The organism is Blastococcus sp. CT_GayMR16 (genome assembly GCF_004570875.1).
Classification (GTDB): Bacteria; Actinomycetota; Actinomycetes; order Mycobacteriales; family Geodermatophilaceae; genus Blastococcus_B.
Genome location: NZ_SPQK01000022.1, coordinates 26668 through 51817, shown reverse-complemented (window position 1 = coordinate 51817; position 25150 = coordinate 26668). Strand labels below are relative to the sequence as shown.

28 protein-coding genes are annotated in these 25150 nt (G+C 73.3%); 13 read left to right on the top strand and 15 right to left on the bottom strand.

Annotated features, from left to right (window positions below):
• The first annotated feature begins 208 nt into the window (after positions 1-208).
• The 3 genes from E4P38_RS19415 to E4P38_RS19405 all read left to right on the top strand — a co-directional run bounded on the left by E4P38_RS19415 (position 209) and on the right by E4P38_RS19405 (position 3682).
• Positions 209-1165 carry a cyclase family protein gene (locus E4P38_RS19415; protein ID WP_135133631.1) on the top strand — a complete coding sequence of 319 codons (957 nt, stop codon included), beginning with the start codon at positions 209-211 and terminating at the stop codon, positions 1163-1165.
• An 8-nt stretch (positions 1166-1173) separates the two neighbouring features.
• A complete protein-coding gene (locus tag E4P38_RS19410) occupies positions 1174-2835 on the top strand; it encodes an AMP-binding protein (RefSeq protein WP_135133630.1) in 1662 nt (553 codons plus the stop codon).
• 82 nt (positions 2836-2917) lie between these two features.
• Positions 2918-3682: an enoyl-CoA hydratase-related protein gene (locus E4P38_RS19405; RefSeq protein WP_245161164.1), complete on the top strand. Its 765-nt coding sequence runs from the start codon at positions 2918-2920 to the stop codon at positions 3680-3682.
• 69 nt (positions 3683-3751) lie between these two features.
• Here the strand turns inward: E4P38_RS19405 and E4P38_RS19400 are convergent, their stop codons facing one another.
• The gene (locus E4P38_RS19400; protein WP_135133627.1) at positions 3752-3970 is read right to left on the bottom strand and encodes a hypothetical protein; all 219 of its coding nucleotides are present in this window, start codon (positions 3968-3970) and stop codon (positions 3752-3754) included.
• Between the two features lie 118 nt (positions 3971-4088).
• On the opposite strand from E4P38_RS19400, the gene E4P38_RS19395 reads away from it, so the two are divergent.
• Entirely contained in the window at positions 4089-4727 is a 639-nt protein-coding gene (locus tag E4P38_RS19395; RefSeq protein WP_135133625.1) for an MBL fold metallo-hydrolase, read from the top strand.
• Positions 4728-4754: 27 nt separating this feature from the next.
• Here the strand turns inward: E4P38_RS19395 and E4P38_RS19390 are convergent, their stop codons facing one another.
• The 3 genes from E4P38_RS19390 to E4P38_RS19380 all read right to left on the bottom strand — a co-directional run bounded on the left by E4P38_RS19390 (position 4755) and on the right by E4P38_RS19380 (position 6383).
• Entirely contained in the window at positions 4755-5033 is a 279-nt protein-coding gene (locus tag E4P38_RS19390) for a GlsB/YeaQ/YmgE family stress response membrane protein (protein WP_245161163.1), read from the bottom strand.
• Positions 5034-5163: 130 nt separating this feature from the next.
• Positions 5164-5643, bottom strand: a complete 480-nt coding sequence (locus E4P38_RS19385) for an SRPBCC family protein (protein ID WP_135133624.1) — start codon at positions 5641-5643, stop codon at positions 5164-5166.
• Positions 5643-6383, bottom strand: coding sequence for a GntR family transcriptional regulator (locus E4P38_RS19380; protein ID WP_135133622.1), 741 nt, complete (start codon positions 6381-6383; stop codon positions 5643-5645). The genes E4P38_RS19385 and E4P38_RS19380 overlap by 1 nt, the downstream gene beginning before the upstream one ends.
• 156 nt (positions 6384-6539) lie before the next feature.
• Here E4P38_RS19380 and E4P38_RS19375 point away from each other — a divergent pair, with 156 nt between their 5' ends.
• Both E4P38_RS19375 and E4P38_RS19370 read left to right on the top strand, forming a co-directional pair.
• On the top strand, positions 6540-7568 hold the full coding sequence (locus tag E4P38_RS19375) for an ATP-dependent 6-phosphofructokinase (RefSeq protein ID WP_135133620.1): 1029 nt from the start codon (positions 6540-6542) through the stop codon (positions 7566-7568).
• 177 nt (positions 7569-7745) lie between these two features.
• The gene (locus tag E4P38_RS19370) at positions 7746-8324 is read left to right on the top strand and encodes a TetR/AcrR family transcriptional regulator (protein WP_167760633.1); all 579 of its coding nucleotides are present in this window, start codon (positions 7746-7748) and stop codon (positions 8322-8324) included.
• Between the two features lie 9 nt (positions 8325-8333).
• On the opposite strand, the gene E4P38_RS19365 is transcribed toward E4P38_RS19370, so the two are convergent.
• Complete coding sequence (locus tag E4P38_RS19365) at positions 8334-9683, bottom strand: metallophosphoesterase (RefSeq protein ID WP_135133617.1); 1350 nt, start codon at positions 9681-9683, stop codon at positions 8334-8336.
• Complete coding sequence (locus E4P38_RS19360) at positions 9680-11212, bottom strand: CYTH and CHAD domain-containing protein (protein ID WP_135133616.1); 1533 nt, start codon at positions 11210-11212, stop codon at positions 9680-9682. The genes E4P38_RS19365 and E4P38_RS19360 overlap by 4 nt, the downstream gene beginning before the upstream one ends.
• Positions 11213-11281: 69 nt before the next feature.
• Here E4P38_RS19360 and E4P38_RS19355 point away from each other — a divergent pair, with 69 nt between their 5' ends.
• Positions 11282-12301 carry an endonuclease/exonuclease/phosphatase family protein gene (locus E4P38_RS19355; RefSeq protein ID WP_245161162.1) on the top strand — a complete coding sequence of 340 codons (1020 nt, stop codon included), beginning with the start codon at positions 11282-11284 and terminating at the stop codon, positions 12299-12301.
• Between the two features lie 87 nt (positions 12302-12388).
• On the top strand, positions 12389-13252 hold the full coding sequence (locus E4P38_RS19350) for a DUF2382 domain-containing protein (protein ID WP_135133615.1): 864 nt from the start codon (positions 12389-12391) through the stop codon (positions 13250-13252).
• Here the strand turns inward: E4P38_RS19350 and E4P38_RS19345 are convergent.
• The 7 genes from E4P38_RS19345 to E4P38_RS19315 form a co-directional block, all read right to left on the bottom strand.
• A complete protein-coding gene (locus E4P38_RS19345) occupies positions 13249-14010 on the bottom strand; it encodes a nitrilase-related carbon-nitrogen hydrolase (RefSeq protein WP_135133614.1) in 762 nt (253 codons plus the stop codon). The genes E4P38_RS19350 and E4P38_RS19345 overlap by 4 nt on opposite strands.
• Positions 14007-15194 (bottom strand): pyridoxal phosphate-dependent aminotransferase, encoded by a 1188-nt coding sequence (locus E4P38_RS19340; protein ID WP_135133612.1) that lies wholly within the window; start codon positions 15192-15194, stop codon positions 14007-14009. Before E4P38_RS19340 ends, E4P38_RS19345 begins: the two co-directional genes overlap by 4 nt.
• Complete coding sequence (locus E4P38_RS19335) at positions 15191-16636, bottom strand: RNB domain-containing ribonuclease (protein ID WP_245161161.1); 1446 nt, start codon at positions 16634-16636, stop codon at positions 15191-15193. Before E4P38_RS19335 ends, E4P38_RS19340 begins: the two co-directional genes overlap by 4 nt.
• Positions 16637-16732: 96 nt before the next feature.
• Positions 16733-16948, bottom strand: coding sequence for an RNA-binding S4 domain-containing protein (locus E4P38_RS19330; protein WP_209309204.1), 216 nt, complete (start codon positions 16946-16948; stop codon positions 16733-16735).
• 15 nt (positions 16949-16963) lie between these two features.
• Positions 16964-17719 (bottom strand): MOSC N-terminal beta barrel domain-containing protein, encoded by a 756-nt coding sequence (locus tag E4P38_RS19325; RefSeq protein ID WP_245161160.1) that lies wholly within the window; start codon positions 17717-17719, stop codon positions 16964-16966.
• The gene (locus E4P38_RS19320; protein ID WP_135133610.1) at positions 17692-18609 is read right to left on the bottom strand and encodes an aldose epimerase; all 918 of its coding nucleotides are present in this window, start codon (positions 18607-18609) and stop codon (positions 17692-17694) included. The genes E4P38_RS19325 and E4P38_RS19320 overlap by 28 nt, the downstream gene beginning before the upstream one ends.
• A 44-nt stretch (positions 18610-18653) precedes the next feature.
• Positions 18654-19295: an endonuclease gene (locus E4P38_RS19315; protein ID WP_135133609.1), complete on the bottom strand. Its 642-nt coding sequence runs from the start codon at positions 19293-19295 to the stop codon at positions 18654-18656.
• 157 nt (positions 19296-19452) lie between these two features.
• On the opposite strand from E4P38_RS19315, the gene E4P38_RS19310 reads away from it, so the two are divergent.
• Complete coding sequence (locus E4P38_RS19310) at positions 19453-20685, top strand: HNH endonuclease signature motif containing protein (protein ID WP_167760632.1); 1233 nt, start codon at positions 19453-19455, stop codon at positions 20683-20685.
• A gap of 86 nt (positions 20686-20771) precedes the next feature.
• Entirely contained in the window at positions 20772-21647 is an 876-nt protein-coding gene (locus E4P38_RS19305; protein ID WP_135133606.1) for a proline dehydrogenase family protein, read from the top strand.
• A gap of 19 nt (positions 21648-21666) precedes the next feature.
• On the opposite strand, the gene E4P38_RS19300 is transcribed toward E4P38_RS19305, so the two are convergent.
• Both E4P38_RS19300 and E4P38_RS19295 read right to left on the bottom strand, forming a co-directional pair.
• A complete protein-coding gene (locus tag E4P38_RS19300; RefSeq protein ID WP_135133605.1) occupies positions 21667-22131 on the bottom strand; it encodes a GNAT family N-acetyltransferase in 465 nt (154 codons plus the stop codon).
• Complete coding sequence (locus E4P38_RS19295; protein WP_135133604.1) at positions 22128-22718, bottom strand: TetR/AcrR family transcriptional regulator; 591 nt, start codon at positions 22716-22718, stop codon at positions 22128-22130. Before E4P38_RS19295 ends, E4P38_RS19300 begins: the two co-directional genes overlap by 4 nt.
• 89 nt (positions 22719-22807) lie before the next feature.
• Between E4P38_RS19295 and E4P38_RS19290 the strand changes: the two genes are divergently transcribed.
• The 3 genes from E4P38_RS19290 (at position 22808) to E4P38_RS19280 (ending at position 25097) form a co-directional block, all read left to right on the top strand.
• Positions 22808-23971, top strand: coding sequence for an acyl-CoA dehydrogenase family protein (locus E4P38_RS19290; RefSeq protein ID WP_135133602.1), 1164 nt, complete (start codon positions 22808-22810; stop codon positions 23969-23971).
• A gap of 51 nt (positions 23972-24022) precedes the next feature.
• Positions 24023-24502, top strand: a complete 480-nt coding sequence (locus E4P38_RS19285; protein WP_135133601.1) for a pyridoxamine 5'-phosphate oxidase family protein — start codon at positions 24023-24025, stop codon at positions 24500-24502.
• Between the two features lie 115 nt (positions 24503-24617).
• Positions 24618-25097 carry a DUF1707 domain-containing protein gene (locus E4P38_RS19280; RefSeq protein WP_135133600.1) on the top strand — a complete coding sequence of 160 codons (480 nt, stop codon included), beginning with the start codon at positions 24618-24620 and terminating at the stop codon, positions 25095-25097.
• The last annotated feature ends 53 nt before the right edge of the window (positions 25098-25150 follow it).

Sequence of the window (25150 nt, the reverse complement as noted above, 5' to 3'; positions counted from 1 at the left end):
ACGCCCCCGGTCGGACGACGTAGGGGAGGCTTACCTTAACCCCGCGATCCGGCGCGGCGACAGGCTCCCCGCGACCGTCCGTGCCGGAGGTTGCACCGTGGTTGCAGCGGCCAACTGCCACGACCCCGCCGCAGTTGCGGTCCCGGTCCCTCACCTGTGACGGTGGCCACATCCACCGTGCTCACCGCCGAGACCGTAGGAGGCCGCCATGGCCGACGCCCCCGCCCTGACCGAACTGCTCGCCGACGCCCCCAGCAACTGGGGGAAGTGGGGCGACGACGACGAGGTCGGCGCCCTCAACTATCTGGGCCCGGAGCAGGTGCTGGCCGCGGTCCGACTGGTGAGCGAGGGCAAGGTGTTCACGCTGCAGCGGCTCATCGGCGACCCGAAGGGCGATCCCGTCTGGCCGGGACGCACGCCCGCGGAGCGCATCCAGGTGCTCGACGAGTCCGACTGGGACGAGGGCGGGAAGGGCCCGGCCTATCCCGGTGGTCTGCACTACGCCGACGACAAGATCGACGCCTACCTGCAGGGCTCGACGCAGTACGACGCCCTGGGCCACCTCTGGTACGACGGCAAGATCTGGAACGGCTACGACGCGCGCACCACGATCGGCGGCCTGCAGAAGGCGAGCGTCGAGCCGATCGCCCAGCGCGGCGTCGTCGGCCGGGCCGTGCTGCTCGACATGGCCCGCTTCCGCGGGAAGAACACGCTCGACAAGGGCGAGACGTTCACGCACGAGGACCTGCTCGCCTGTGCGCAGGCCCAGGGCGTCGAGATCCAGAAGCGGGACATCCTCGTCGTCCGGACGAACTTCCTGACGCTGTTCCACGAGCAGGGCGAGGCCTTCTACGAGGGCTTCAACGAGCCCGGCCTGGTCTACAGCCCCGAACTCGTGCAGTGGTTCCAGGACATGGAGATCCCCAACCTGGTCACCGACACCATCGCCAACGAGGTGACCACCGACCCCAACAACGGCGTCGCTCTCGTGCTGCACAGCGCCCTGATGCGCAACCTCGGGGTCGCCCTGACCGAGATCGCCGACCTGGAGGCACTGGCAGCCGACTGCGCCGACGACGGCCGGTACGCGTTCCTCTACGTCGCCGCGCCGCTGAAGGTCGCCAAGGCGGCGGGGACGCCGGTCAACCCGGTCGTCATCAAGTAGGGACCGCCATGAGCACCTATACCGACCGGCCGTGGCTGGCTCTCTACGGCGACCAGCCGGTCGACTACGACATCGAGTTCGACAACGCGCTGGACATGTTCCGCGCCGGGGTGGAGCGGGATCCCGACGGCACCGCCCTGACCTACTTCGACGGGAACATCTCGCGGCGGGAGCTCGACGAGCTCAGTGACGGGCTGGCCGCGGGGCTCCTCGCGAACGGCTTCTCCCCCGGCGACCGGCTCGCCGTCTACCTCCAGAACGTGCCCCAGTTCGTCATCGCGATGGTGGCGACCTGGAAGGCCGGCGGCGTCATGGTCTCGATCAACCCCATGAGCCGGAAGCGCGAGCTGTCGTACCTGCTCAAGGACTCCGGCGCCACGGTGCTGGTCTCCCTGGAGGCGCTGTACGACGAGGTCGCACGGGAGGTCGTGCCGGACACCGACGTCCGCCTGGTCCTCACCACCAGCGAGCTGGAGTTCCAGACCCGCAACGACGAGCGGCTCTTCGCCGGGACCACCCGGCAGCGCCACGAGGGGACGACGGACCTCAGCGAGTTCATCGGCGAGCACCGCGGGCAGGTGCCGCCGCCGGTCGAGCTGGCGTCGGGCGACGTCGCGTTCCTGACCTACACGTCGGGGACGACGGGGGTGCCCAAGGGCGCGATGAACACCCACCGGAACGTGGTCTTCACCGCGCAGGTCTACCGGGACTGGACGCACGCGGGACGGGACGGCGCGATCTTCGGCGTCGCCCCGCTGTTCCACATCACCGGGCTCATCGGGCACGTCGCGGTGAGCCTGCTCGTCCCGGCGCCACTGGTCCTCGCCTACCGGTTCGAGCCGCAGGTCGTCCTCGACGCACTCCTCGAGCACCGGCCGACGTTCACCATCGGGGCGATCACGGCGCTCAACGCCATGCTCGGCGCGCCGGGGTTCACCAAGGACCACTTCTCCTCCTTCACCTCCGTCTACTCCGGGGGCGCGGCGATCTCCCCGACCGCCGAGAAGGCGTTCCTGGAGGCCACGGGCATCCAGGTGCACAACGCCTACGGCCTGACCGAGACCACCTCGCCGATGACGGCGACGCCGTTCGGCTCCCCGTCACCGGTCGACCCCACGTCAGGGGCGCTCTCGGTCGGGGTGCCGGCCCCGAACACCGTCGTCCACATCCAGGACGACGACGGGCAGGACCTGCCCCTGGGCGAGGTCGGCGAGATCGTCGCCGACGGGCCGCAGGTGGTGGCCGGCTACTGGGGCAAGCCGGAGGAGACGGCCGCCAACCTGCCCGGCGGGGCGCTCAGGAGCGGCGACGTCGGCTTCATGAACCCCGAGGGCTGGGTGTTCATCGTCGACCGCAAGAAGGACATGATCAACGCCTCGGGATACAAGGTCTGGCCGCGGGAGGTCGAGGACGTCCTGGCGGAGCACCCGGCGGTGCGCGAGTCCGCCGTCGTCGGCGTCCCGGACGAGAAGCGCGGCGAGACCGTGAAGGCGTTCGTCAGCCTCAAGGCCGGCGCGGACGCCACGGCCGAGGAACTCATCGCGCACTGCAAGGAGCGCATGGCCGCCTACAAGTACCCGAGGCAGATCGAGCTCATCGACGAGCTGCCGAAGACGGTCACCGGCAAGATCCTCCGCCGGGAGCTCCGCGACCAGCCCCCCGGCGGCTGAGCGCGGCCGGTCTGCGAAGGTGGCGGCCGAGGCGGGGGTTCCCCGGAACCGTGCGAGAGGCGGGACGACGATGTCCGAGACCGTGACCAGGGACGACGCGGGCGGGGTCGCCACGCTGACGCTGCAGCGACCGGGGCTCTCGCACGCCCTGCGGACCGAGCTGCTGGCCGAGGTCCAGGCCGTGGCGGCCGACGAGTCGGTGCGGGCGGTGCTGATCACCGGCACCGGACGGGCGTTCTGTGTGGGGCAGGACCTCGCCGAGCACCTGGAGTCGCTGCGCGGGAACGCGGCCACCTCGCTGAACGTCGTCGTCGAGGAGTACAACCCGCTGATCCTGGCGCTGTCCGCGGTGCGGGTGCCGGTCGTCGTCGGCATCAACGGGGCCTGTGCCGGTGCGGGGCTGGGCATCGCGCTCGCCGGCGACCTGCGGGTCGCGGCGGCGGGCACCAAGTTCACGACCGCCTTCACCGGCGTCGGGCTCTCCAGCGACTCGGCCCTGGCGTCCCGGCTGGTGCACTGCGTGGGTGGGTCGCGGGCGGCCCAGCTGCTTCTGACGCCCGACCCGTTCACCGCCGAGACGGCGCAGCTGTGGGGGCTGGTGCACCGCGTCGTCCCGGCCGATCAGGTGCTCGGCGAGGCGCAGGCGCTCGCCGCCCGGCTGGCCGCCGGGCCGACCGCTGCGTACCGGGCGGTCAAGACCGTGCTGGCGACCGCGGCCACGGACTCGCTCGAGGACACGCTCGCGCTCGAGGCGAGACTGCAGTCCGAGCTCGGGAAGACCGCCGACCACCTCGAGGCGGTCGAGGCGTTCCTGGAGAAGCGGGCGCCGGAGTTCACCGGCCGGTAGGCCGGGAGGTGTGCACCTGCCGTCGGGGCGAGCTTCCCCACCCGGCGACAGGGCGTCAGTGGGCTCCCGTCAGCGGGAGAGGACGGCGCAGGCCGGGCAGACGTCGCGGGCGGCCACCGGCCACCGCTGCTCGGTCGAGACCCGGGCCAGGGCGCCGCAGAGGGTGAGCTCGCACGCCCCGTCGACCTCGGCGGGCGGGCGGTGCATCTCGACCGCGTGCCACATCTCGGCGGTGGGCCCGTGGGCGCGGCTGCGCGCCGCTGCATACACAGTCGTCTGCACGATCATGAGGAGACGGTCGGCAGAACGACGGCCGTGCGTGACGGGTCAGCCGGGTCCCCTCCCCCCGATGGGGGAGAAAGGCGACGGCACGCGCGTTCGGACCAGCCGGGGCAGGATGCAGTTCATGGAGCTGACCAAACAGGGCCATGCCTGCATCGTGATCAGCGACGGGGACCAGCGGATCGTGGTCGATCCCGGGGCGTTCACCGACCCGTCGGCGCTCGAGGGCGCCACCGCCGTCCTGATCACCCATGAGCATCCCGACCACTTCGAGCCGCAGCGGCTCCGGGCGGCCCTGGACGCCGATCCCGCGCTCGAGCTGTGGACGAACACGTCGGTGGCAGTACTGCTGGAGGGGCTCGGCGGCCGGGTGCACGTCGTGGGGCACGGGGACGCGGTCACGGTGGCCGGCATCGACGTGCACGTCCACGGGGAGTTGCATGCCGAGATCCACCCCGAGATCCCGCGGATCGCGAACGTCGGGTTCCTCGTCGGCGGCCAGGTGTTCCACCCCGGCGATGCGCTGACGGTGCCGGACGAGCCGGTCGCGACGCTGCTCCTGCCGGTGCACGCGCCGTGGTCCAAGACCGCGGAGCTCATCGACTACGTGCGCGCGGTGCACGCCGACCAGGCGTTCGCCGTGCACGACGGCGCGCTCAACGACATCGGTCTGGGAATGGTGGGCGGGCTGCTCGGCGAGCGGGGCCCGGGTACGCCCACGCCCTACAGCCGGCTGGCCCCGGGGGACTCGGTCGAGCTCTGAGGCCCGACCGGTCCCCCGGGGGTTGGATCAGCGGACGGCGCCGCGCGACTTGCCGGAGAAGCTCTCGGCAACACCGATCAGCAGCACAGCGGCGACCACGGCGATGATGAACCCGAGGATGTTCAACTCGAAGATGTTCGTCTTGTCGTTGAAGAAGCCGCCGATGACGCCGCCGATGATGGCGCCGACGACACCGAGCAGCAGCGTGGCCAGGATGCTCAGCCGCTGCCGGCCGGGCTTGATGAGCCGAGCCAGCGCGCCGATGATCAGGCCGACCACGATCAGGCCGAGGATCTGGACGATCACAGTGGTTCTCCTTCGTTCGTCCGGCGTGGCTCCCGTCCCGGCACTCGCCGGGTGCGCACGCCGGTGCACAACGAGGTCCAGTACCCCTCGACCTGCGTTCTGATGCGCCGTTCCCCCGATCGGGGTTCGTTCAGGCGCCGTTCGGCACCTGCGCGACGTGGGCGGGCACCTTCTCGAGCTCGGCGTCGACGGTCCGCTGCACGAGCCGGCGCAGGGCCCCGCGCTGCAGCCGGCGGACGACCCGGCCGCCCCCGGTGGGCTCGTGCGTGATGGTCATGGTGACCCGCGTGCCGTCGGCCTCGGTGTCGGTCAGCTCGATGCGCGTCGTCCACGTCTCTGGCGTGAGCACGAGGCGGGTGGTGACCAGCCGGGTCGGCTCCCAGTCGACGATCTCGCCCTGGGGGGCACCGGGTGCGGGCGGCCCGCCGTCGAGCCGGCCCGGTGCGCAGACGAACGTCGTCCCGACGCCGGGAGCACCTGCCGCCTCCCCCATGACGTAGGAGACGTCGCAGACGGCGCAGTAGGGCTCCAGCACCGCCAGCGCGCGCCAGACCTCGGCCCGCGACTGCGGGACCTCGCAGACGCCGCTGCAGGTGGTGGCGGCCGACATCAGCGGTTGCCCACCGAGACCTCGAACTCGACCTGGCTGACGTCCGGCCGCAGCCGGCTGAAGCTGTGCACCAGCGGGTGCCCCGCGCTGTCCCGGACCGTCGTGCGGACGACGAGCAGCGGCGAGCCGGCCACGACGCGCAGCAGGTCCGCCTCCTCGGGGGACGCCGTACCGACGTCGACGACGATCCGGGCGTGCGCGAGGTCCGCGTCGTACTCGCGCCGCAGGAAGTCGTAGAGCGATCCCTGGCTGAAGTCCTCCTCCACGGCGCGCGGGTACATCTGCGCGGGCAGGAAGCTGTGCGCGACGTGGTTGGGCTCGCCGTCGACGCTGCGGAGCCGCTCGAGCTCCACCACGTCGGCGGTGCCGTCCAGGGACAGCTCGCCGGCCACGACGGCCGGGGCGGGGACGACGCGCTGGGTCAGCACCTTCGTGCCCACCTGGGCGCCCTGCTCGCTCATCACCGAGCTGAACCCGGCGATGCGGTGCACGAAACTCTCGCGGTACTCGTGCCGGATGGCCGGGCGGGTGACGTAGGTCCCGCGGCCCTGCTCCCGGACCAGGTGCCCGTCGGCGACCAGGCCGTCGACCGCGCGGCGCAGGGTGATCCGGCTGACCCCGTACTCCGCGCAGAGCACCGGCTCGGGCGGGAGGAGGGTCTGCTCCGGCAGGGCGGTGACGCGGCGCCGGAGATGCTCCCGGACCGACAGGTACTTCGGACCGGACACGGGGCTCACCACGAACCCAAAGGTACGGGACCGCAAGACGTCTGGTCGTCATGTCGTATGAGACGTTCACTTCCGTTCATCCACGGTCTCCCGCCGACACGCCGACGGCCGGAAACATCAGGACGTCATGACGTATGGTCGCCTCTCCGACCACCCTGGGAGACGCGCGTGCGCATCGGGATCCTCACCGGCGGGGGCGACTGCCCCGGCCTGAACGCCGTCATCCGGTCCGTCGTCCGGACGGCCGCGAGCCACTACGGCAGCGAGGTGATCGGCTTCCGCGACGGCTGGCGCGGTCTGCTGGAGGACCGCACCACGCCCCTCGACATCGCCGCCGTCGACGGCCTGCTCACCCGCGGGGGGACGACGCTCGGCTCGGCCCGGGTCGCCCCCGAACTGCTGGATGCGGGCCTGCCGCAGATGAAGGGCGTGCTGGCCGCCCACGGCATCGACGTCCTGATCCCGATCGGCGGAGAAGGCACCCTGACCGCGGCGCACCTGCTGTCGCGGGCGGGCGTCCCGGTCGTCGGCATCCCCAAGACGATCGACAACGACATCGGCGAGACCGACCTGACCTTCGGCTTCGACACCGCGGTCAGTATCGCCACCGAGATGATCGACCGGCTGCACACCACCGCCGAGTCGCACCAGCGCGTGCTGCTCGTCGAGGTCATGGGCCGGCACGCGGGCTGGATCGCGCTGCACGCCGGGCTCGCCTCCGGGGCCCACCTCACCCTCGTGCCGGAGGAGCCCTTCGACGTCGACGAGGTCTGCCGGCTGGTCAGCGCCCGCTTCGACCGCGGCGACTCCCACGTGATCGGCGTGGTCGCCGAGGGAGCCACCCCGCTGCCGGGCACGATGGCATTGCGCGACGGCGGGGTCGACGAATACGGGCACCGCCGGTTCACGGGCGTGGCGCAGCAGCTCGGGGAGGAACTGGAACGGCGGACGGGCAAGGAGGTCCGCACCACCGTGCTCGGGCACGTGCAGCGCGGTGGCACGCCGACGTCGTTCGACCGCGTCCTCGCCACCCGCTTCGGCCTGCACGCGACGATCGCGGCTCACGAAGGCGCGTACGGGCAGATGGTCGCGCTGCGCGGCACCGAGATCGAGCTCGTCCCGCTGGAGAAGGCGGTGGCCACGCTGAAGACGGTCAGTCCCGCGCGGCTGGCGGAGACCGGCGCTTTCACCGGCTGAGCGCCTGGAGCAGGCTGTCGTCGGTGCGCGGTGCCCCCGGTGTGCCGGCCTGAATTCCGGAACGGGAGCGTGAAGCGAGTGGAGCGGGGTACGCCCGGGCTGGTCCGGGCCACCACGAACCAGTGATCATCGGTGCGGCGGCTGGTCAGGGCGGATGAAGCGACGGAGGATCAAGGGGTGAGTGAACCGCAGGACTGGCGCGCGCGGCGGTGGGAGGACACGCATCAGCGGATCTACGAGACCGCGTTGCGGCTCTTCCAGGAGCAGGGCTTCGAGCAGGTCGCCGTCGGGGTGATCGCGAGCGGCGCCGGGGTGTCGGTGCCGACCTTCTACGCGCACTACCAGTCCAAGGAACACATCGTGATGCAGCTGCCCACTGCGCACGACTTCGCCGCTCTCCTGGCCGGACAGCCGACCGAGTTCTCGCTGCACGAGCGGATCCGACGCGCCGTACCGCTGTGGCTGGGGCAGTGGACCCCCGAGTTCCGGGAGGACGCCCTCGCGCGCTGGCGCATCGTCGCCGCAACCCCGGCGCTCCGCACGCGGGCGGCAGAGTTCGAGCGCACCTCCGGCGGCGTGGTCGCCGACGCGCTCCCCACGGCGCCGGGCGAAGTTCTGCGGGCGGCGGACGCGATCGTGGTCAACGCCTACATGTCCGCGTACACCGCTGCGATGCTCGCCTGGGCCGACTGCAACGGCGAGCACAAGCTCGAGGAGCTCATGGAGGAGTCCTTCGACGCGCTGCAGCAACGCTGAGCCGGGATCTCAGCCCCGCGGGGCCCGCAGCTCCACGACGGTGACCTCGGGCCGGGCGCCCACCCGCATCGGCGGGCCCCAGTAACCGGCCCCGGACGTCACGTACAGCTGGGTGTCCCCGTGCCGGCTGTAGCCCTCGACCGAGGGCTGGTCCAGGCGGATCGCGTAGTCGAACGGCCACAGCTGCCCGCCGTGGGTGTGGCCGGACAGCTGCAGGTCCACCCCGGCCGCGCGCGCCTGCTCCACCATCACCGGCTGGTGCGCGAGGAGGACGACGGGGGTCGCGTCGTCGCGGCCGTCCAGCGCCGCGTCCAGGTCGGCGCCCTGACCGGGGATCCCGGAGTTGGCCGCCGTCCGGTCGTCGATCCCGGCCAGGTCGACCGACGCCGTCCCCCGCCGGATCGGCACCCGCTCGTTGTGCAGCACGTCCACACCGAGAGTGGGCAGGTGCCGCAGCCAGGCCCGGGTGTCGACGAAGTACTCGTGGTTGCCGGTCACGAAGAAGACGCCCTGCTCGCTGACCAGGTCCGCGAGCGGGGCGACGTCCTCCCGCAGCTCCTCCACGCTGCCGTCGACCAGGTCACCGACGATCGCGACGACGTCCGGACGCTGCTCGTTGACGATCTCCACGAGCCGCTCGAACCGCCGTCCGCCGTACGTGGCCGACAGGTGGGCGTCGGAGAACGTGACGATCCGCAGACCGTCGAGCGCGGGGGCAAGGCGGGGCAGCGTGATCGGCACCCGACGGACGACGGGGGCGGAGTTGGCGAAGTAGGCGCCCGTCCCGGCCGTACCGACGGCGACCGCCCCCGCGGTGACGGCGAGGGTGCGGGCGAGGAAGAGGCGTCTGTTCAATCTGTGGTCCTTCCGGACCACATCGCGGCCAGGAGCCGTCCCCCTGTCGGGATGAGCCAGCTCGTCATCCCTGCGCGGGACCCTCCGGGCTACGACATCGCCGTCCTCCCGGACGGCACCGCGGCCAGGAGCCGTTCCCCCGTCGGGTTGAGCCAGCTCGTCGAGCCTGCGCGGAGCCCTCCGGGCCCCACTCGGCTCGACCAAACGTGCGAGCAGGCGGACGGGTTCGAGGGCAAGGAGAGCGAGGAAGGCGTAGAAGGCGAGGCCGAGCCAGGTGTAGGCGACCCAGTCCAGGGGAGCGGCCGCGTCGAGGGGGAGTGTGCGGCGCAGGCCGACCGCGAGCGCCGGCAACAGGCCGAGCAGGACCACCAGGGCGGTCAGCCCACGCCGTGCCCGCCCGGGGCGCGTCGCGCTGCGGACCAGCCGCCACCACAGGTAACCGTGGAGCAGGAACATCGCGAGCAGGATGACCGTCGCGAAGCCGAGCAGTCCGATCAGCGTCACTCGGCGGCTTTCAGCACGGCGCCGACCTTCTTCGCCAACGCCCAGAACTCCTGCTCCGCGCGTTCACCGCGGTTCTGCTCGAGGCCGTGCAGCCGGCCGTAGGTGAACGTGTTCTCCCCCGCGGCGAACGCCACGATCCCCAACCGGCGGCACTGCTCCCGTGTCACCACGGTGTCCTGCAGCTCGCCGAGCACCGTCTGCACCTTCTTGGCCGCCCGCGCGAGGGCCTTCACGTGGGCCAGCTCCCCGCGGCCGACCTCGGCGGCGTACCGCGCCCGCTTGGCCGCCTTGCGCACACCGTGAAGCGCCTCGGCCCGGTCGTGGCCGGTCGCCCGCCGGGCCGTGGCCAGGTGCCGCCGCAGGCGCCGCACGGACCGCCGTGTGGTGTCCCGCAGCACCGGCTTGAGCGCCTCATCCGCCCGGGCGGTGAACGGCGGGGCGTCGAGCAGCGCATGCAGGTCGTCGAGCAGCCGCAGGTAGCGCGCCTCGGACAGCGTGAGCAGCGCCCGGTCCAGCCCGGCCCGCACCTCCCGGAGCTCGGTCTGCTGCAGCCGGGCGGCCACCGGCCCGAGCAGGAGCTCGTCCGGCTCGGCCGCCACCACGGCCCGCAGGTGCTCCAGCGCCACCTCGCTGTCCCGGGCGTCGGCCAGCTGCCCGCCCAGCCACGACAGCTCCGCGCGCACCGGCTCCGTCACGGACCGCTCGAGCACGTCGTGGAAGGCGGCCAGGGTGCTGCGCAGGCGTCGCGCGGCGACCCGCACCTGGTGGACGGCGTCGGGCTGCTCGGTCCGCAGCAGGACGTCGGCCGCCTGCAGGCCCGCGACCTGCTCGGTCAGCCCCGCGAGCAGGAACTCGCCCGCCGTCGGCCGTTCCCCGTCCCGGACGGGGATGCCCGTCGGCAGCGCGGCCAGCCGTCCCGCCAGCACCCGCCCGACCTTCGACGCCGAGGGCGAGGGTCGCGCACCGACCGCGACCAGGCGTTCCCCCACCGCCGCTGCCAGCGCCTCGGCCGACTCGCCGTGGTCCGCGCCGAGCTCCACCTCGACCTCGCGCCAGGCGTGCACCTCCGCCGCGCCGTCCGGTCCGGCGAGGAGGGTCGCGGTCACGGTGTCGTCGGCGATCTCGGCGAGCAGCGCCCCGTCGGCAGCACGCAGGGCCGTGACCAGCCGTCGGGTCCGCAGCGTCGTCACCGGGCGCGGCCGGGCCCCGCGGAGGATGCCGACCACCGGCTCCTGGAGGGCGCGGGGCGGATTCTTCGTCGCCCGGCCCAGGGGTGCGTGCAGTTCCCGGCGGGCGTTCCCCGCCGGCAGCTTGAGGTGCCACCCGGCGTCCGGCCCACCCGTCCTGCGGCGCAGCGTGACCCGCGCGCGGAGCAGCCGGAGGTCGTCGGTGTCGAGGTAGACGGCCTCGAGCAGGTGTTCCACCGGCTCGTCCACGGTGGCGACGCCGGGCAACCCGTTCAGCGGAGGGACGGCGAAGCCCGCCTCGACCTCGTACTTGGTCTCGACCTCGAGGTGCCCGCTGGTCACTGCGGCCTCCTCCGTACGACGTCCACCGTTGGCTCGTGCCCAACCTATCCGCGTGGAGGACGACCGACGATGCCGCCGACCGGCGCGCGCATGCCGGGCCTGGCTACGGTGATCGCGATGGTCGTGTCCGGGATGCGCCGCCGCCGGCGGTTGGCGACCGCTGCGGCCCTGCCCTGGGCGGTGTGGACCGCACTGCGGATGACCGGCGCGGAGCGTGGCTTCCCGTTCGTGCCCGCGATGACGTTCACGCCGTACGCGGCCGCCGCGGCGGTACTGCCCCTCGTGCTGGCGGTCCGTTCGGGCTCCCGGACCGCGGCGCTGCTGTCCGCCGGGTCGGGCACGGTCCTCGCGACCGCGGTGCTGTCCCACCGCCGGACCCCCGGGCCGGCTGCACTCCCCGGCTGCGCCCGGCTCCGTGTCGCCACGGTCAGCCTGCGCAAAGGGCTCGTGCCGCCGGCGCCCGTCGTCGACCTGGTGCGACGGCTCGACGTCGACGTCCTCTCGGTGCAGGAGCTGACCCCGCGGGCCGAGGCCGGGCTCTGCGCCGCCGGCCTCGGAGAGCTGCTGCCGTGGTCACACGTCATCCCGGCGCGGCCAGGAACGGTGGTCTCCGGCTCGGGCGCGGTCTGGAGCCGGCTCCCCATCGGGAAGCGGGGCGCGGTGCCCGGCTCCTTCGAGCAGCCGACGGTCCGGCTCGCCGTCGAAGGCGCGAAGGACGTCGAGCTGACCGCGGTGCACTCCATGCCACCGGCAACGTCCCCACGCGCCGTGCGCGAGTGGACCCGGGACCTCGCCGATCTGCCGGCGCCGGACCCGGAGGTCCTCCGGGTGCTGGCCGGTGACTTCAACGCGACGCTCGACCACGGTGCCCTGCGCGCCGTGCTGCGGACGGGGTGGGCGGACGCCGCGCAGCGGGCCGGCCGTGGGCTCGCCTGGACCTGGCGGCCGCTCCGGCTGCCGTGGCCCCGGCTCGCGCTCGACCACGTGCTCATCGATCCGCGGATCGCGGTCGCCGGCGTGGACCTCGTGCACCTGCCCGGCAGCGACCATCGGGTGCTCGTCGTGGACCTGGCGCTGCCCCCGGGCTGACCGCGATGTTCATCGGCCGTGATCACTGGGCACGCTCCAGGGAGAACGGGCGCCCACGAGGCGCGCCCAGCCGAGGGGAGCACGGTCATGTTGAGCGAGCGAGAGGTCTCCGCAGCGGTCGGGGGCACGGCCTACGGCTCGGACGGCGACAAGCTGGGCACGGTCGAGGCGTTCTTCGTCGACGACCGCACCGGTCAGCCGTCCTGGGTGGCGGTCAGCACTGGTCTGTTCGGCACCCGCCACTCCATCGTGCCCGCCGTGGACGCCACGTTCGACGACGGAGCCCTGCGCGTGCCGGTCACGTCGGACGCCGTCAAGAGCGCTCCGTCGATGGCCGGGGAGCACCTCGACCCGAGCGACGAGGAGGCCCTGCGCCGCCACTACGGCCTCGGCGGTACCCAGCCCGTCGCCACAGCTCCCGTGGAGACGGCGGCTCCTGTTGAGACGGCAGCTCCCGTGGACGCGGCGCCGCGGCATGCGGCTCCGGTCGCGACGACGGACACCGACGAGCCGGTGGAGACCGACACCACCCGGCCGGTCGCCTCCGACGGGTCGATGACCCGGAGCGAGGAGCAACTGCGGGTCGCCACCGAGCGCGTCGCGACCACCCGGGCCCGGCTGGTCAAGTACGTGGTGACCGAGGAGGTGCAGATCACCGTGCCGATCCGTCGCGAGGAGATCCGCATCGAAGAGGTGCCCCTGGACTTCGTGGACGACGAGGACTCGGGCGAGGAGATGCTGGTGCCTGCGACCACGGCGCCGTCCGGCGGGCTTCCCGACGAGATCATCCTGCACACCGAGCGGCCGGTCGTGACGGTGGAGGTCGTGCCGGTCGAGCGGGTCCGGCTGCGGACGGAGCTCGTCCAGGGTCAGGAGACCGTCACCGAGCAGGTGCAGCGGGAGCAGATCGTGGTCGACGAGCACGCAGTGCCCGGCGGTCGCCCGGCCTAGCCCCGACGGTCGGGCAGGAACCTCAGGCGGTCGCGGGTCGCCGTCACCTCGGCGGCGTCCACGTCGGCCAGGACGATGGTCTCGACGCCGGCCGCGGTCGCGAGCAGCTCCCCCATCGGGTTGACGATCCGGCTGTCGCCGACGTGCTCGGTGCCGTCGCCCGCCGTGCCGACCCGGTTGCAGCCGACGACGTAGGCCTGGTTCTCGATCGCGCGCGCCTGCAGCAGCGTCTGCCAGTGCGCGCGCCGCGGGCTCGGCCAGTTCGCCGGCACCAGGTAGACGTCCGTCTCGGGCGCGGCCTTCCAGAACACGTCGGCGAACCTCAGGTCGTAGCAGATGAACGGCGTGATCCTCAAGCCCCCGACCTGCACCGTCACCGGCTTCTCGCCCGCACGGAAGCGCTCGTGCTCGCCGGCGTGGGTGAACGGGTGCAGCTTGCGGTAGCGGTGGGTGGTGCCCTCGGGCCCGGCCAGGACGAAGGAGTTGTAGGGCAGTTCCTCCCCGGCCGCGACCTCCGGGCACGTGCCGGCGACCCACACCCCGTGCTCGGCGGCCTGGTCGGCGAGGAACTGCGACGACGGGCCGCCCTCCGGCTCACCGATGCCCGCCGTCATCGAGAACCCGGTGGAGAACGTCTCGGTCAGCAGCACCAGCTCGGCGCCCGCGCCGACGGCCCGCCCGACCTGCAGGGCCAGGCGCTCGAAGTTGGCCTCGCGGTCCTCCCAGACGATGTCGTGCTGCACCGCAGCGATCTTCACGTGAGCCTCCTCAACCGCTCCACGGCTTCCGCAAGCACCTCGTCGCGCTTGCAGAAGGCGAACCGCACGAGGTGCCGGCCCAGGTGTGCGTGCGCCGGGTCGTAGAAGACCACGGTGGGAACGGCGACCACCCCCGCACGCTCCGGCAGGGACCGGCAGAACGCGAGGCCGTCGCCGTCGGGCTGGACCGACCGGACGTCGACCGTCGCGAAGTAGGTGGCCTCCGGGCTGATCACCGGCAGGCCGGCCTCGGTCAGCCCCTGGACCAGGACGTCGCGGCGGTACTCGAGGTCGCGCGCCGCGTGCGCGAAGTAGTCGTCCGGCAGCGCCAGGCCGGCGGCGATCGCGGGCTGGAACGGGCCGCCGTTGACGTAGGTGAGGAACTGCTTGGCCGTGCGGACGGCAGACACCAGCGGCGCCGGACCGCAGATCCAGCCGATCTTCCAGCCGGTCACGTTGAAGGTCTTGCCCGCGCTGCTGACCACCAGGGTGCGCTCCCGCATGCCGGGGAGAGCGGCGATCGACCGGTGGACCGAGCCGCTGAAGACCAGGTGCTCGTAGACCTCGTCGGTGAGCACGAGCAGGTCGTGCGCGATGGCCAGGTCGGCCAGGAACCGCAGCTCCTCGTCGGTGAAGACCTTGCCGGTCGGGTTGTGCGGGGTGTTGAGCAGCAGGACCGTCGTCCGCCCGGTGATCGCCGCCCGGACCGCCGCCGGGTCGAACGACCACGGGCCGGCGTCGTCCGGGGGTGGGCGCAGCGGCACCGGACGGGCCACCCCGCCGGCCATCGCTATCCCGGCGGCGTAGCAGTCGTACATCGGCTCGAACAGCACGACCTCGTCGCCGGTGTCGAGCAGGGCGAGCAGTGCGCCGCTGAGCGCCTCGGTGGCACCGGCGGTCACCAGCACCTCGTCGCCTGGGTCGTAGCCCAGGCCGCGGAACCGTTGCACGTGCGTGGCGATCGCCTCGCGGAGTTCCGGGCGTCCCGGACCGGGCGGGTACTGGTCGGCGGCGGTGCCGATCGCTGCCCGGGCAACGTCGAGCACCTCCGGCGGTCCCGGGTAGTCGGGGAATCCCTGCCCGAGGTTGACCGACCCGGTGGCCACGGCCAGCGCGCTCATCTCCGCGAAGACCGTCGTCCCGAAGCCCTGCAGCCGGGAGGTCAGGTACGGCGCCCGCGTCATTCCGGGGCAGCCAGGGCGAAGCGGATGGTGCGTGCTGCGACGTCGGCCTCCTCGAGGCGCACCCGCACCCGGGTGCCCGGCCGCAGGGCCTCGCCGGTGCAGCGGCCGCGGATGGCCAGCCCGTCGAGCACCACCGTGCCGCGGCCGTCCTCGGCGTCCACCACGATGGCGGAGAACGTCTGCCCGATCCGGTCGCGGAGCAGCCAGGCTTCGGTGGCATCGACGACGGCGCGCTCGACCTCGCGGGTGCGCCGGTCGGAGGCGGCCATGAGGGCGGGGAGGTCCGGCAGGGCGGCGCGCAGGTCCGGGGCCGGCTGCGCTCCTGCGGCGAGCGCCAGGCAGACCTCCGTCCCGAACCGGTCGACGAGCCGCCGCAGGGGTGCGGTGACGTGGGAGTAGGGCGCCCCGACGCCGGCGTGGCCTGGCTGCTCGGGCGGAGCGCCGTCGAACGGGGTGTACGCGGCGCCCCGCAGCAGGGTCACCGCCTCCTCGAGGAAGGCGGCGTGCCCGGGCCGGGCCGGGTCGAGGGCCGCGATCACCTCGCCGGGGCCGGCGTCGGCGGGCCAGTCGACGCCGAGCGCCGGCGCCAGGAGCCGCAGCCGGGCGACGTCCTCGGGCCGGGCGGGGGGCAGCGTGCGCAGCACTCCGACGCCGCCGTCGAGCATGAGCGCGGCAGCGCAGCGTCCGGTGAGCAGCGAGATCTGCGCGTTCCACCCCTCCACGGGCAGGTCGCCGCGCAGGACGAGCGTCCAGCCGCCGGACGGCGTCGCCTCGACCTCCTGGTCAGGGGTGCCGAGCTCGATGGCGCCCCGCTCGGCCGCCCTGCGCTGCAGCAGCGAGCCGATGACCGGCAGCAGCGCGAGCGGCTCGGGCAGCGTCCCGGCGTCGGCCTGTGCCTGGACGGCGGGGTAGTCCAACTGGGCGCGGCTGCGCACACGGGCGCGGCGGAGGTCGACCCGGACCGGTTCGCCGTCGGCGTCGAGGTCGATGGTCCACAGCACCGCGGGACGGAGCTGGTCGGGCAGGAGGCTGGCGGCTCCCTCGCTGAGGAGCGGGGGATGCAGCGGCGTCCGCTTGTCCGGGCTGTAGAGGGTCTGCCCGCGTCGCCGGGCCTCACCGTCGATCGCGCTGCCGAGCCGCACGAAGGACCCGACGTCCGCGATGGCGTACGAGACGCGGTACCCGTCGCCACGGGCGGCCAGGTGCACGGCCTGGTCGAGGTCCCGGCTGCCGGGCGGGTCCAGCGTCACCAGCGGGACGTCGGTGGCGTCCAGCTCGGGTAGCTGCGGTCCCCGGGCGCGGCGCTCGGCCTCGGCCAGCACCGCCGGCGGGAACTCTTCGGGGACGTCGAACTCGGCGCGGATCGTGGCGAAGTCAGGGGCCGGGCCGGCCGCCGCGGGCCAGCGGGGGACCCGGATGGGGGCGAGCGGCGCACCTGACACGCCCGCCAGCCTGGCAGACGGGGCCGACGTCCGCGGTTCCACGTGGAACCGCAGGGTGGTCGGCCGCGCCCCCTCCGGGTCGCTCGGTTCCGCAGGTCAGCCGATCCGGACGTCCTCCATGCCCTCCACCGCCACGACGTCGCCGCGGTGCAACTGACGTCCGCGGCGCTCCTCCGGCTCGCCGTTGACCGTGACCGCGCCGGAGAAGAGGACGTCCTTCACCTGCGCCCCGGTGGGGACGGCGTCGACGAGCTTGAGCAGCTGACCGAGGCGGATGGTGTCCTCGCCCGGGCGGATCTGGATGGTGCGCACGACGACCAGTGTCCGTCAGGCCGGCTCGAGGACGTCGCCGGTGCGCACCGATCCCGGCCGGTGGACCAGCGCGGCCACCGCGAGGTCGCCGCCGCGTTCGCGGTGGATGGTCTTCAGCACGGAGGTGTCGCGGGCGATGCCACCGGGCTGCGGGCGGGTGACCATGACGCAGCGGGGGATGGGATCGCCGACGTCGAGGACGGCGGTTCCCAGTCGCACCTGCGAACCGATCAGCCCGCCCTCCCCCGCGCCCTCGAGGACGACGTTGGCGCGGAACCGCCGGCGGTCCCAGGTGCCGAGAGTGCCGGTCGTGACGAGGGAGAGGCGCGCTCCGGCGTTGTCGTGGAACGCGCCCGGTGCGCCCTGCCAGTCGTGCCAACGGGTCGAGGTCTCCGCCAGGTCGTCGTCCGGACTCTCGTACCGCGGCCGGCCGGGAGCGCTCCCCGCGGGGCGCAGGCTCACGCGCCGGCCCACCCAGCCGGAGATCTCCTCGTCGTCCGTAGTTACCGTGCCGTCGGGCAGGACCACCTCGACGGTTCCGTCCGGGCGGAGCCGCGCGGCACCGAAGAGCAGGTCGGGAGCGCGGCGGGCAGTCAGCCCGAAACCGGTTTCCAGGTCGAAGAGCGCCCACTGTCGGTCGCCGGCGATGCCCTCCGGCCCGAGCTCCGCCGAGTGCAGCCGCTCGCCCTGCAGCGACTTCACCGGGTAGCGCCAGAGCTCCATCACACTCAGGTGGTCCGGCATCAGGCCGCCGTCCAGGCGAGCGTCCACGAGCCAGACCAGTCGGCCCCGGGCTCGAGCACGAGCAGATCGGCGCCGTCGGCGAGCGCGTTGGGCGGGCAGGTCATCGGCTCGACGGCGAGGCTGCGGCGCCGCCGGCCCTCCGGCAACCCGTCACCGGTGTAGATCTGCAGCCAGGGCCATTGTTGGTCGACGGCGAGCACCAGTTCTCCGATCGGGCCGCGCAGCCGCAATCGGGCCCAGCCGTCGTCGTCGCGTTCCAGGTCGGTGAGCGGGGTGTCGAAGGCGCGGTGGCCGATCCGCCCGACGTCCCCGTGGAAGCGCTGCCGGACCCCGGTGGGCAGGCCGTCCTCGGTCCCCAGCTCCGTACGCGCGGGCGCGGTGAGTTCGGCGCCGCCGATGCCGCCGTCCTCGTTCGCGCCGACGTGCAGGTAGGGGTGCATTCCCACGCCGACCGGCGCGGCCGTCGTCCCCTCGTTGCGCACCCGGACCGTGACCGCGAGCAGGGCCGGGCTGAGGGCGTAGTCGACGGCGACGGCGAGTCGGAAGGGGTAGCCCGGGTGCGGCTCGACGGTGGTTCCGACGGTGACCTCGGCCGGGGTACGGGCGAGCACCGACCACGACTGCCAGGCGACCAGTCCGTGCATCGCGTGCGGCTGCTCGGGCGAGTGCAGGTCGAGCTGCAGCTCCCGGCCGTTCCATGCCCAGCGCCCGTCGCGGATCCGGTTCGGCCAGGGGACGAGCACGGCACCCGGCCAGCCCTCGGTGACCGCTCCGGCGGGATAGCCGTCGATCACGTCCCAGTCGTTGACGACCAGCCGACGCAGGCCTCCACCCCGGAGGTCGACAGCGAGGCGGGCGTCGCCGGCGGCGAGCACGACCTCGGTCGGGTCGGTGTCCGGCCAAGGGTGCTGAGCCACGGATCCCTCCGAACTGGAATGAACGGTCACCTCACCACAACCCGTCAGACACCGAGCGGATCCTGGCGCGCCGGCAGCCGGGAAATCCGGACCAGCCCGGCCGCGAGCCGCGCCAGGTCGTCGGGACCGACCAGCTCCGCGAGGCGAGCGGTGTCGTCGGGCAGACCGACGCGGCGAGCACCTGCACGGGCGCGATCGTCCAGGTACGGGCGAACCCACGGCCAGACCGCCTGCACCTCGCGCAGGAAGACGGCAGCGCCGGTCGGGCCGATGCCCTTGACCTCCTGCACGAGGGTGGCGGCCCGGTCGACGTCGCCGTCCGCCTCCTCGCCCAGCCGACGCAGGTCGCCCCCGTACCGGGTGAGGACGAGCTCGGCCAGTTCGCGCAGCTGGGTCGCTGTGCGCTCGTCGTACCGGCGATATCCGGCGCGGCCGAGGGCGGCGACCACGCTGTGCCGCGTGGCGTGCCGTAGAGCCACTGCCGTGGCCCAGCCGGCTTTGTCGAGCTCGCCCGCCGCGGCGACCGCGATGCCTGCGCCGATCCGGGCGGACAGCAGCTCGGCGAGGACGAGAAGCCGGAACAACGGCGCCGGGGTGTTCTCGAGCGCGATGCCGGCTTCTTCGGCGAACGTGGCGCCGTGCCGGCTGATGACGAGGGCGGCGGTGTCCTGGGCAGAGCGATCCATGGCTCGTGTCTACCCCTCGGGCGCCCCGCCCGGATCGCCCACCTGTGGATGGGATGCGTCTGTCCACAGGCCCTCTGAACTGGGGTTTCTGTCGCCCGCACCGTCTACTCTTCGCACATACGTTCGGGCAGACGACGAGGTGCGGAGGTGGTCTGAGGTGTCGTCGTGGGGGTCGGTGCTGCAGCAGCTCGCCGAGCTCGATCCGGCCGACTTCGATCCGCTGGACCTCGCCGATGAGCAGTTGCGCGAGTTCGTGCCGCTCGCCCAGCTCGGGATCAACCGGCTGACCGCCGCGCAGACCCGCGCAGTGGCAGCCGCGGAGGCGCGGCAGGTCCACCGCGCCGACGGCATGGTCGCGATGAAGTCGTGGCTCACCGGGCACTGCCGGATCTCCGGGCGGGCGGCGGCCGACCTGGTGCGGGACGGGCGCCGGCTGGTCGAGCTGCCTGAGCTGGCGGCGGCCTACGCCGAGGGTGCGGTGACGCCCGCTCATGTCGCGGTCGTGACGGCGGCGGTCACCCCGGCGCGGCTGGCGGTAGCGGACGCCCACGGCATCGACCTGGGCACCACCGACGCGGTGCTCACCGAAGCGGCGCGGGCCCTGGGGCCGGAGGACACCGCGAAGGCGGCCCGCCGGTGGGTGGCCGGGATCGACCCGGACGGGGCACTGGACGAGGCGGCCGGGCTGCCGAGGCTGTTCCGGATGGCGGTCAGCGCCGGGGGGCGGGTGTACCTGTCCGGACACCTGGACCCGGTGGGTGGAGAGACCGTGCACACGGCGCTCGAAGCGCTGATGAACGGCGACCGGCCCGCCCACGACCAGCGGACGTACGGCGAGCGGATGGGGCACGCCCTGGTCGAACTCGCCCGCCAGGCACTTCGGGCCGGTGGGCTACCGACGGTGCGCGGTGCCGCAGCGCAGGTTCGCGTGACCATCGACTGGATGGCGCTGTGCGCCGAGCGAGGTGCGCGCGGGGTGGCCGGCGGCGAGCTGGCCTTCGCCGGGCCGATCACACCGGAGACCGCGCGCCGCCTCGCCTGCGACGCCGCCGTGGTGCGGATGCTCACCGATCCTGCAGGCCTGCCGATCGATGTCGGCCGCGAGCAGCGCACCGCCACCGCAGCGATCCGCCGGGCCGTCGAGCTGCGCGACGGGCACTGCGTGTTAAGCGGCTGCGCCGTCCCCGCCGCCTGGTGCGACGTCCACCACGTCATCCACTGGGCCCACGGCGGGCCGACCAGCTGCGAGAACGGCGCCCTCCTCTGCGAACGCCATCACACGGCCGTCCACGAAGGCGGTTTCGGCATCGCCCGCGACCCGGGCACCACCTTCTGGCACACCTACCGACCCGACGGCAGCGAGATCCGCATCCGCGGATCGAGCCCCTAGGCATCGGCAGGCGCCGGCCGGCCGGATGCCGTGTCCGGCAGGTGCAACTGGATCGGGGCGCCTGCCATCCTGGAAGGCTGGAGTCCGTGGGCGTCGACCGATCGGTTCTGTTCCGGCTGGCCACGAGCGAGCGGTTCGAACGCGCGGTCCGAAGGCTGCCTGCGACCGAGGCGCGGGCATGGCGCGCAGCACACCGCTACGTAGCCGGCCGGACCCGCGGCGAGGCACTGGCCGCGACCTCCGCCACGCTCGCCCGTGGACACGGGGCCAGCGTGGACTTCTTCGGCGAGCAGATCGACGATCCCGCGGTCGCGGACGGGACGGTGGCGGACTACCTGGCACTGACCGCCGACCTGCCGACCCCGCCCGCCGACGTCTGGCTCTCGGTGGACCTCAGTCATCTGGTGCTGGACACCGATCCCGGCGGGACTGCGGACCGGCTGGCCACGCTCGCCGCGGCGCTGCCTGCCGGTCGGCGGATACAGGTGGGAGCCGAGGACGCCGCTCGCACCGACGCCGTCCTCACGTGCGTCGTCGCCGTCGCCGGCCGCGGACGCGCCGAACGGCTGGGCGCGACGCTGCAGGCGAATCTGGTGCGCTCACCCGCCGACGTGGACACCCTGCTCGACGCCGGGGTGCACGTACGCCTGGTCAAGGGGGCGTACCTCGAGGCGACCGGTGCGCTGCCGCACGGTGAACCGACGGACGTCGCCTATCTGGTGCTCGCCGCGCGCCTCGCCGCCGCCGGCGGCCCGTGGTCCGCTGCGACGCACGACCGACGCCTGCAGGAGGCCCTTCAGCTCCAGCACGGCCCGACCCCCGTGGAGCAGTTGCTCGGCGTCCGACCCGAGGTGCTCGACGACCTCGCGTCGCGAGGGATTCCGACGCGCGTCTACCTGCCCTACGGGCCCAACTGGTTCCGCTACTGGATGCGTCGGGTCGCCGAGTCGCGGGGCGCCTGACGGACCGTCGGTACGACGTTCAGCGCGGGTCGAGGCTCTGCTCGAAGAAGAGGGAGTCCTCGGCATCGGGTGCGCCGACATAGGCACCGAACGCGTCGATCGGCGAGTACCCGGCCCGGGAGTACAGCGCGACCGCCTCGGGCTGCCGCGGTCCGGTCTCCAGCCGCAGCGTCGTCCAGCCGCGGTCGCGGGCTGCGTCCTCGAGGCCGGCGAGCACCGCCGTCCCGACCCCGCGGCCCCGGGCGGGCGGCGCCACGTACATGCGCTTCACCTCAGCGACCCCGTCCCCGAGCTGCCGCAGCGCCCCGCAGCCGAGCGCCGTGCCGTCGCCGTCGCGCGCCACGAGCACGACGCTGATGTCCGCGGCCGACGGCGGCGTCCCCGGCTCACCCTTGCCGTCGTAGCGCGCACGGACCTCGGCCTGCTGCTCCGCCGCGAGCCGCTGGACGTCGGCGTCGTCCCACTCGGCCGGCACGACCTTCACAGCGTGATCCCGTGCAGCAGCAGCGCCGCCAGCTCGCGATACGCGGCCGCGTCGTCCAGCCCCGTTGCCCGGGCGGTGTCGCCGCGCCCGATGCGGAACATCAGCGTCGTGACGGTGTCGGCCACCAGAGCGGGATGCACGTCCCGGAAGCGGCCCTCGGCGACCCCGTCGCTGATCAGCTGACGCACCCGCTCAGCGGCCAGACCGGTGTTCCGCTCGTAGATCTCGCGCCCGGGTCCGAAGGCGTCCAGGTCCCGATGGAAAGCCGGCCCGGCGGGCGCCAGCGCCGCGGCAACCGCGGTGAGGTAGGCGGTCACCCGGAGGCCGGGGTCCTGCACGGTGACCGTCGATGCCTCGACGGCCTCGGTCGCCTTGCGGAAGAAGTGCTTGATGACCCGCTGCGCCAACTGCTCCTTGCTCCCGGCCAGCGCGTAGAGCGTGCTCTTGGAGCAGTGCAGGCGGACGGCGAGGTCCTCGAGCGTGAACCGGGCGAACCCCTCGGCCAGGAAGAGCTCCTCGAGGTGATCGAGCAGCTCCGCCTGCCGGCGGGTCAGGCCGGTCGCGGCGAACGGCGCCGTGGTCGTCATCGGCCTCCTTCCGGCAGGTCATCGTGCGCCTGGACCGCGAACAGTACTGCGATACCGTCTTCAGTACTGTTTCCGTCCGAAGGAGAGCCGTGCCGGTCGACCGCGAACTGCCCACCCGCGAGGCCTACGACCTCCTGGCGCTCACCCGCGAACTGGCGGACGCGGAGCTGGCACCGCATGCGGCGCAGTTCGAGCGGGAGGAACGCTTTCCGCGCGAGGCCTTCCGCGCTCTCGGGGACGCCGGACTGCTGGGCCTCCCGTTCGGGGAGGACGTCGGCGGCGGCGGCCAGCCCTACGAGGTCTACCTCCAGGTCGTCGAGGAGCTCGCGGCCCGCTGGGCCAGCGTGGCGCTCGGCGTCAGCGTGCACACGCTGTCGTGCAACCCGATCGACCGCTTCGGCACCGAGGCCCAGCGCCGCGACCTGCTCCCGGACATGGTCGGCGGACAGCTCCTCGGCGCCTACTGCCTCTCGGAGGCCCACGCCGGCTCCGACCCCGCGGCCATGCGGGCCAGCGCCAGGACCAGTGACGGCGGCTGGCTGGCCGGCGGTGAGAAGGCCTGGGTCACCCACGGTGGCCAGGCGGACTTCTACTCGACCTTCCTGCGCACCCCGGACGACGGCGAGCGCGGCATCTCCTGCTTCCACCTGACGCCCGACCTCACCGGCTTCAGCGCCGCCCGGCCCGAGGAGAAGATGGGCATGACCGGCTCGACGACGGCCGCCATGCGCCTGGACGACGTCCCCGTCCCGGCCGATCGGCTCGTCGGCGAGCGCGGTCGGGGCCTGTCGATCGCGCTGGCCGCACTCGACTCCGGTCGCCTCGGGGTCAGCGCCGTGGCGGTCGGCCTCGCGCAGTCCGCCCTCGACGTCGCCGTCCGCTACGCCGGTGAGCGCGAGGCCTTCGGGCGCCCGATCGTCGAGCACCAGGGCGTCGCCTTCCTCCTCGCCGACATGGCCGCCGCGGTGGAGTCGGCCCGGGCGATGTATCTGGTCGCGGCCCGTCGCAAGGACGCCGGCAAGCCCTTCTCCCGCCAGGCCAGCATCGCCAAGCTCGTGGCCACCGACGCCGCGATGAAGGTGACCACCGACGCCGTCCAGGTGCTCGGCGGAGCCGGCTACACCCGCGAGTTCCCGGTCGAGCGGTACATGCGCGAGGCGAAGGTCATGCAGATCTTCGAGGGGACCAACCAGATCCAGCGCATGGTCATCGGCAAGGACCTCGCCCGCGAAGCGGCCCGCACCGCAGGCTGAGGCGCGAAGCCCGGCCTCCCGTTCGTCGGTGGCCGGGTGCAGAGTGCCCGCATGGCTTCCTTCGCCGAGGTGGAGTCCGCGGAGCCGGCATTCGCCGCACGGGTGCGCGCCGCGTTCGACGCCCACGCGCACAAGTTCCTCGCCACCCTGCGCGCCGACGGGTCGCCCCGCATCAGCGGGATCGAGATGCACTTCGTGGCCGACGAGCCGTGGCTGGCCGGCATGCCGGGGTCGGTGAAGTTCACCGATCTCCGGCGGGATCCCCGCTTCGCGCTGCACAGCGGCAGCTCCGAACCCGACGCCTTCGAGGCCGACGCCAAGCTCAGCGGACGCGCCCGCCAGATCACCGACCAGGACGAACGCCTCCGGTATGCGGCCGCAGCCGGGGTGGCGCCGGAGCACATGGGCTTCGAGCTCTTCAGCGTCGACCTCGAACAGGTGGTCCTGGTCGCCCTGAACGACGAGAAGACGGCGCTGCTGGTCACGTCGTGGCGTCCTGGGCGCGGGCTCACGACGACCGCGCGCGACTGACTCGGCGGCCGGTCGCCGCCCCCTGCACGGTTCCACGTGGAACTGGTGACGTCCGTCAGTGGACCAGCGCCCCCCATCCGGACCAGACTGGATCTCCCGCACCAGGAGGCCCGCGATGCCCGAGCCCCACCTGCGCGCCGCCGACGCCGACCGCGCCGCCGTCGCCACCGTCCTCGGCCGGCACATGGCCGACGGGCGCCTGACCGTCGACGAGTACGACGAGCGACTGGCCCGCGCCTACGCGGCACGCACCTACGGAGAGCTGGCGGAGCTGACGGCGGACCTGCCGAACACCGCCCGCCCCACCGCAGCCACATCCGCACCGGCGCAGCCGCCGGCACCGTTCCGGGGTCCTGCAGGAGCCTGTGGACCGATGGCCGGGCCGTGGGCGTGGGGAGGCCACCCGCACGCCGCCTGGCGGTCGTGGCTGAGCACCGCCGTGATCGTCGTCGCGATCTGGGCCATCTCATCGATCGCCGCGAGCTCGTTCCTCTACTTCTGGCCGATCTGGGTCATCGGTCCGTGGGGCGCCGTGCTGCTGGCCCAGACGCTGACCGGGGGCCGCGACGACCGGCACCGGCAGCGGCGCGGGTAGTACCGCCCGCCCGGAGCGAGCGCGGAAAGAGCGAAGGACCCCGGCACCTGGCG

Coding starts and splice junctions, on each gene's coding strand:
- E4P38_RS19350 (WP_135133615.1), top strand. CDS start 12,389: ATGTTGAGCGAGCGAGAGGTCTCCGCAGCGGTCGGGGGCACGGCCTAC.
- E4P38_RS19340 (WP_135133612.1), bottom strand. CDS start 15,194: ATGACGCGGGCGCCGTACCTGACCTCCCGGCTGCAGGGCTTCGGGACG.
- E4P38_RS19395 (WP_135133625.1), top strand. CDS start 4,089: ATGGAGCTGACCAAACAGGGCCATGCCTGCATCGTGATCAGCGACGGG.
- E4P38_RS19385 (WP_135133624.1), bottom strand. CDS start 5,643: ATGTCGGCCGCCACCACCTGCAGCGGCGTCTGCGAGGTCCCGCAGTCG.
- E4P38_RS19355 (WP_245161162.1), top strand. CDS start 11,282: ATGCCGCCGACCGGCGCGCGCATGCCGGGCCTGGCTACGGTGATCGCG.
- E4P38_RS19315 (WP_135133609.1), bottom strand. CDS start 19,295: ATGGATCGCTCTGCCCAGGACACCGCCGCCCTCGTCATCAGCCGGCAC.
- E4P38_RS19285 (WP_135133601.1), top strand. CDS start 24,023: ATGGCTTCCTTCGCCGAGGTGGAGTCCGCGGAGCCGGCATTCGCCGCA.
- E4P38_RS19415 (WP_135133631.1), top strand. CDS start 209: ATGGCCGACGCCCCCGCCCTGACCGAACTGCTCGCCGACGCCCCCAGC.
- E4P38_RS19400 (WP_135133627.1), bottom strand. CDS start 3,970: ATGATCGTGCAGACGACTGTGTATGCAGCGGCGCGCAGCCGCGCCCAC.
- E4P38_RS19410 (WP_135133630.1), top strand. CDS start 1,174: ATGAGCACCTATACCGACCGGCCGTGGCTGGCTCTCTACGGCGACCAG.
- E4P38_RS19295 (WP_135133604.1), bottom strand. CDS start 22,718: ATGACGACCACGGCGCCGTTCGCCGCGACCGGCCTGACCCGCCGGCAG.
- E4P38_RS19280 (WP_135133600.1), top strand. CDS start 24,618: ATGCCCGAGCCCCACCTGCGCGCCGCCGACGCCGACCGCGCCGCCGTC.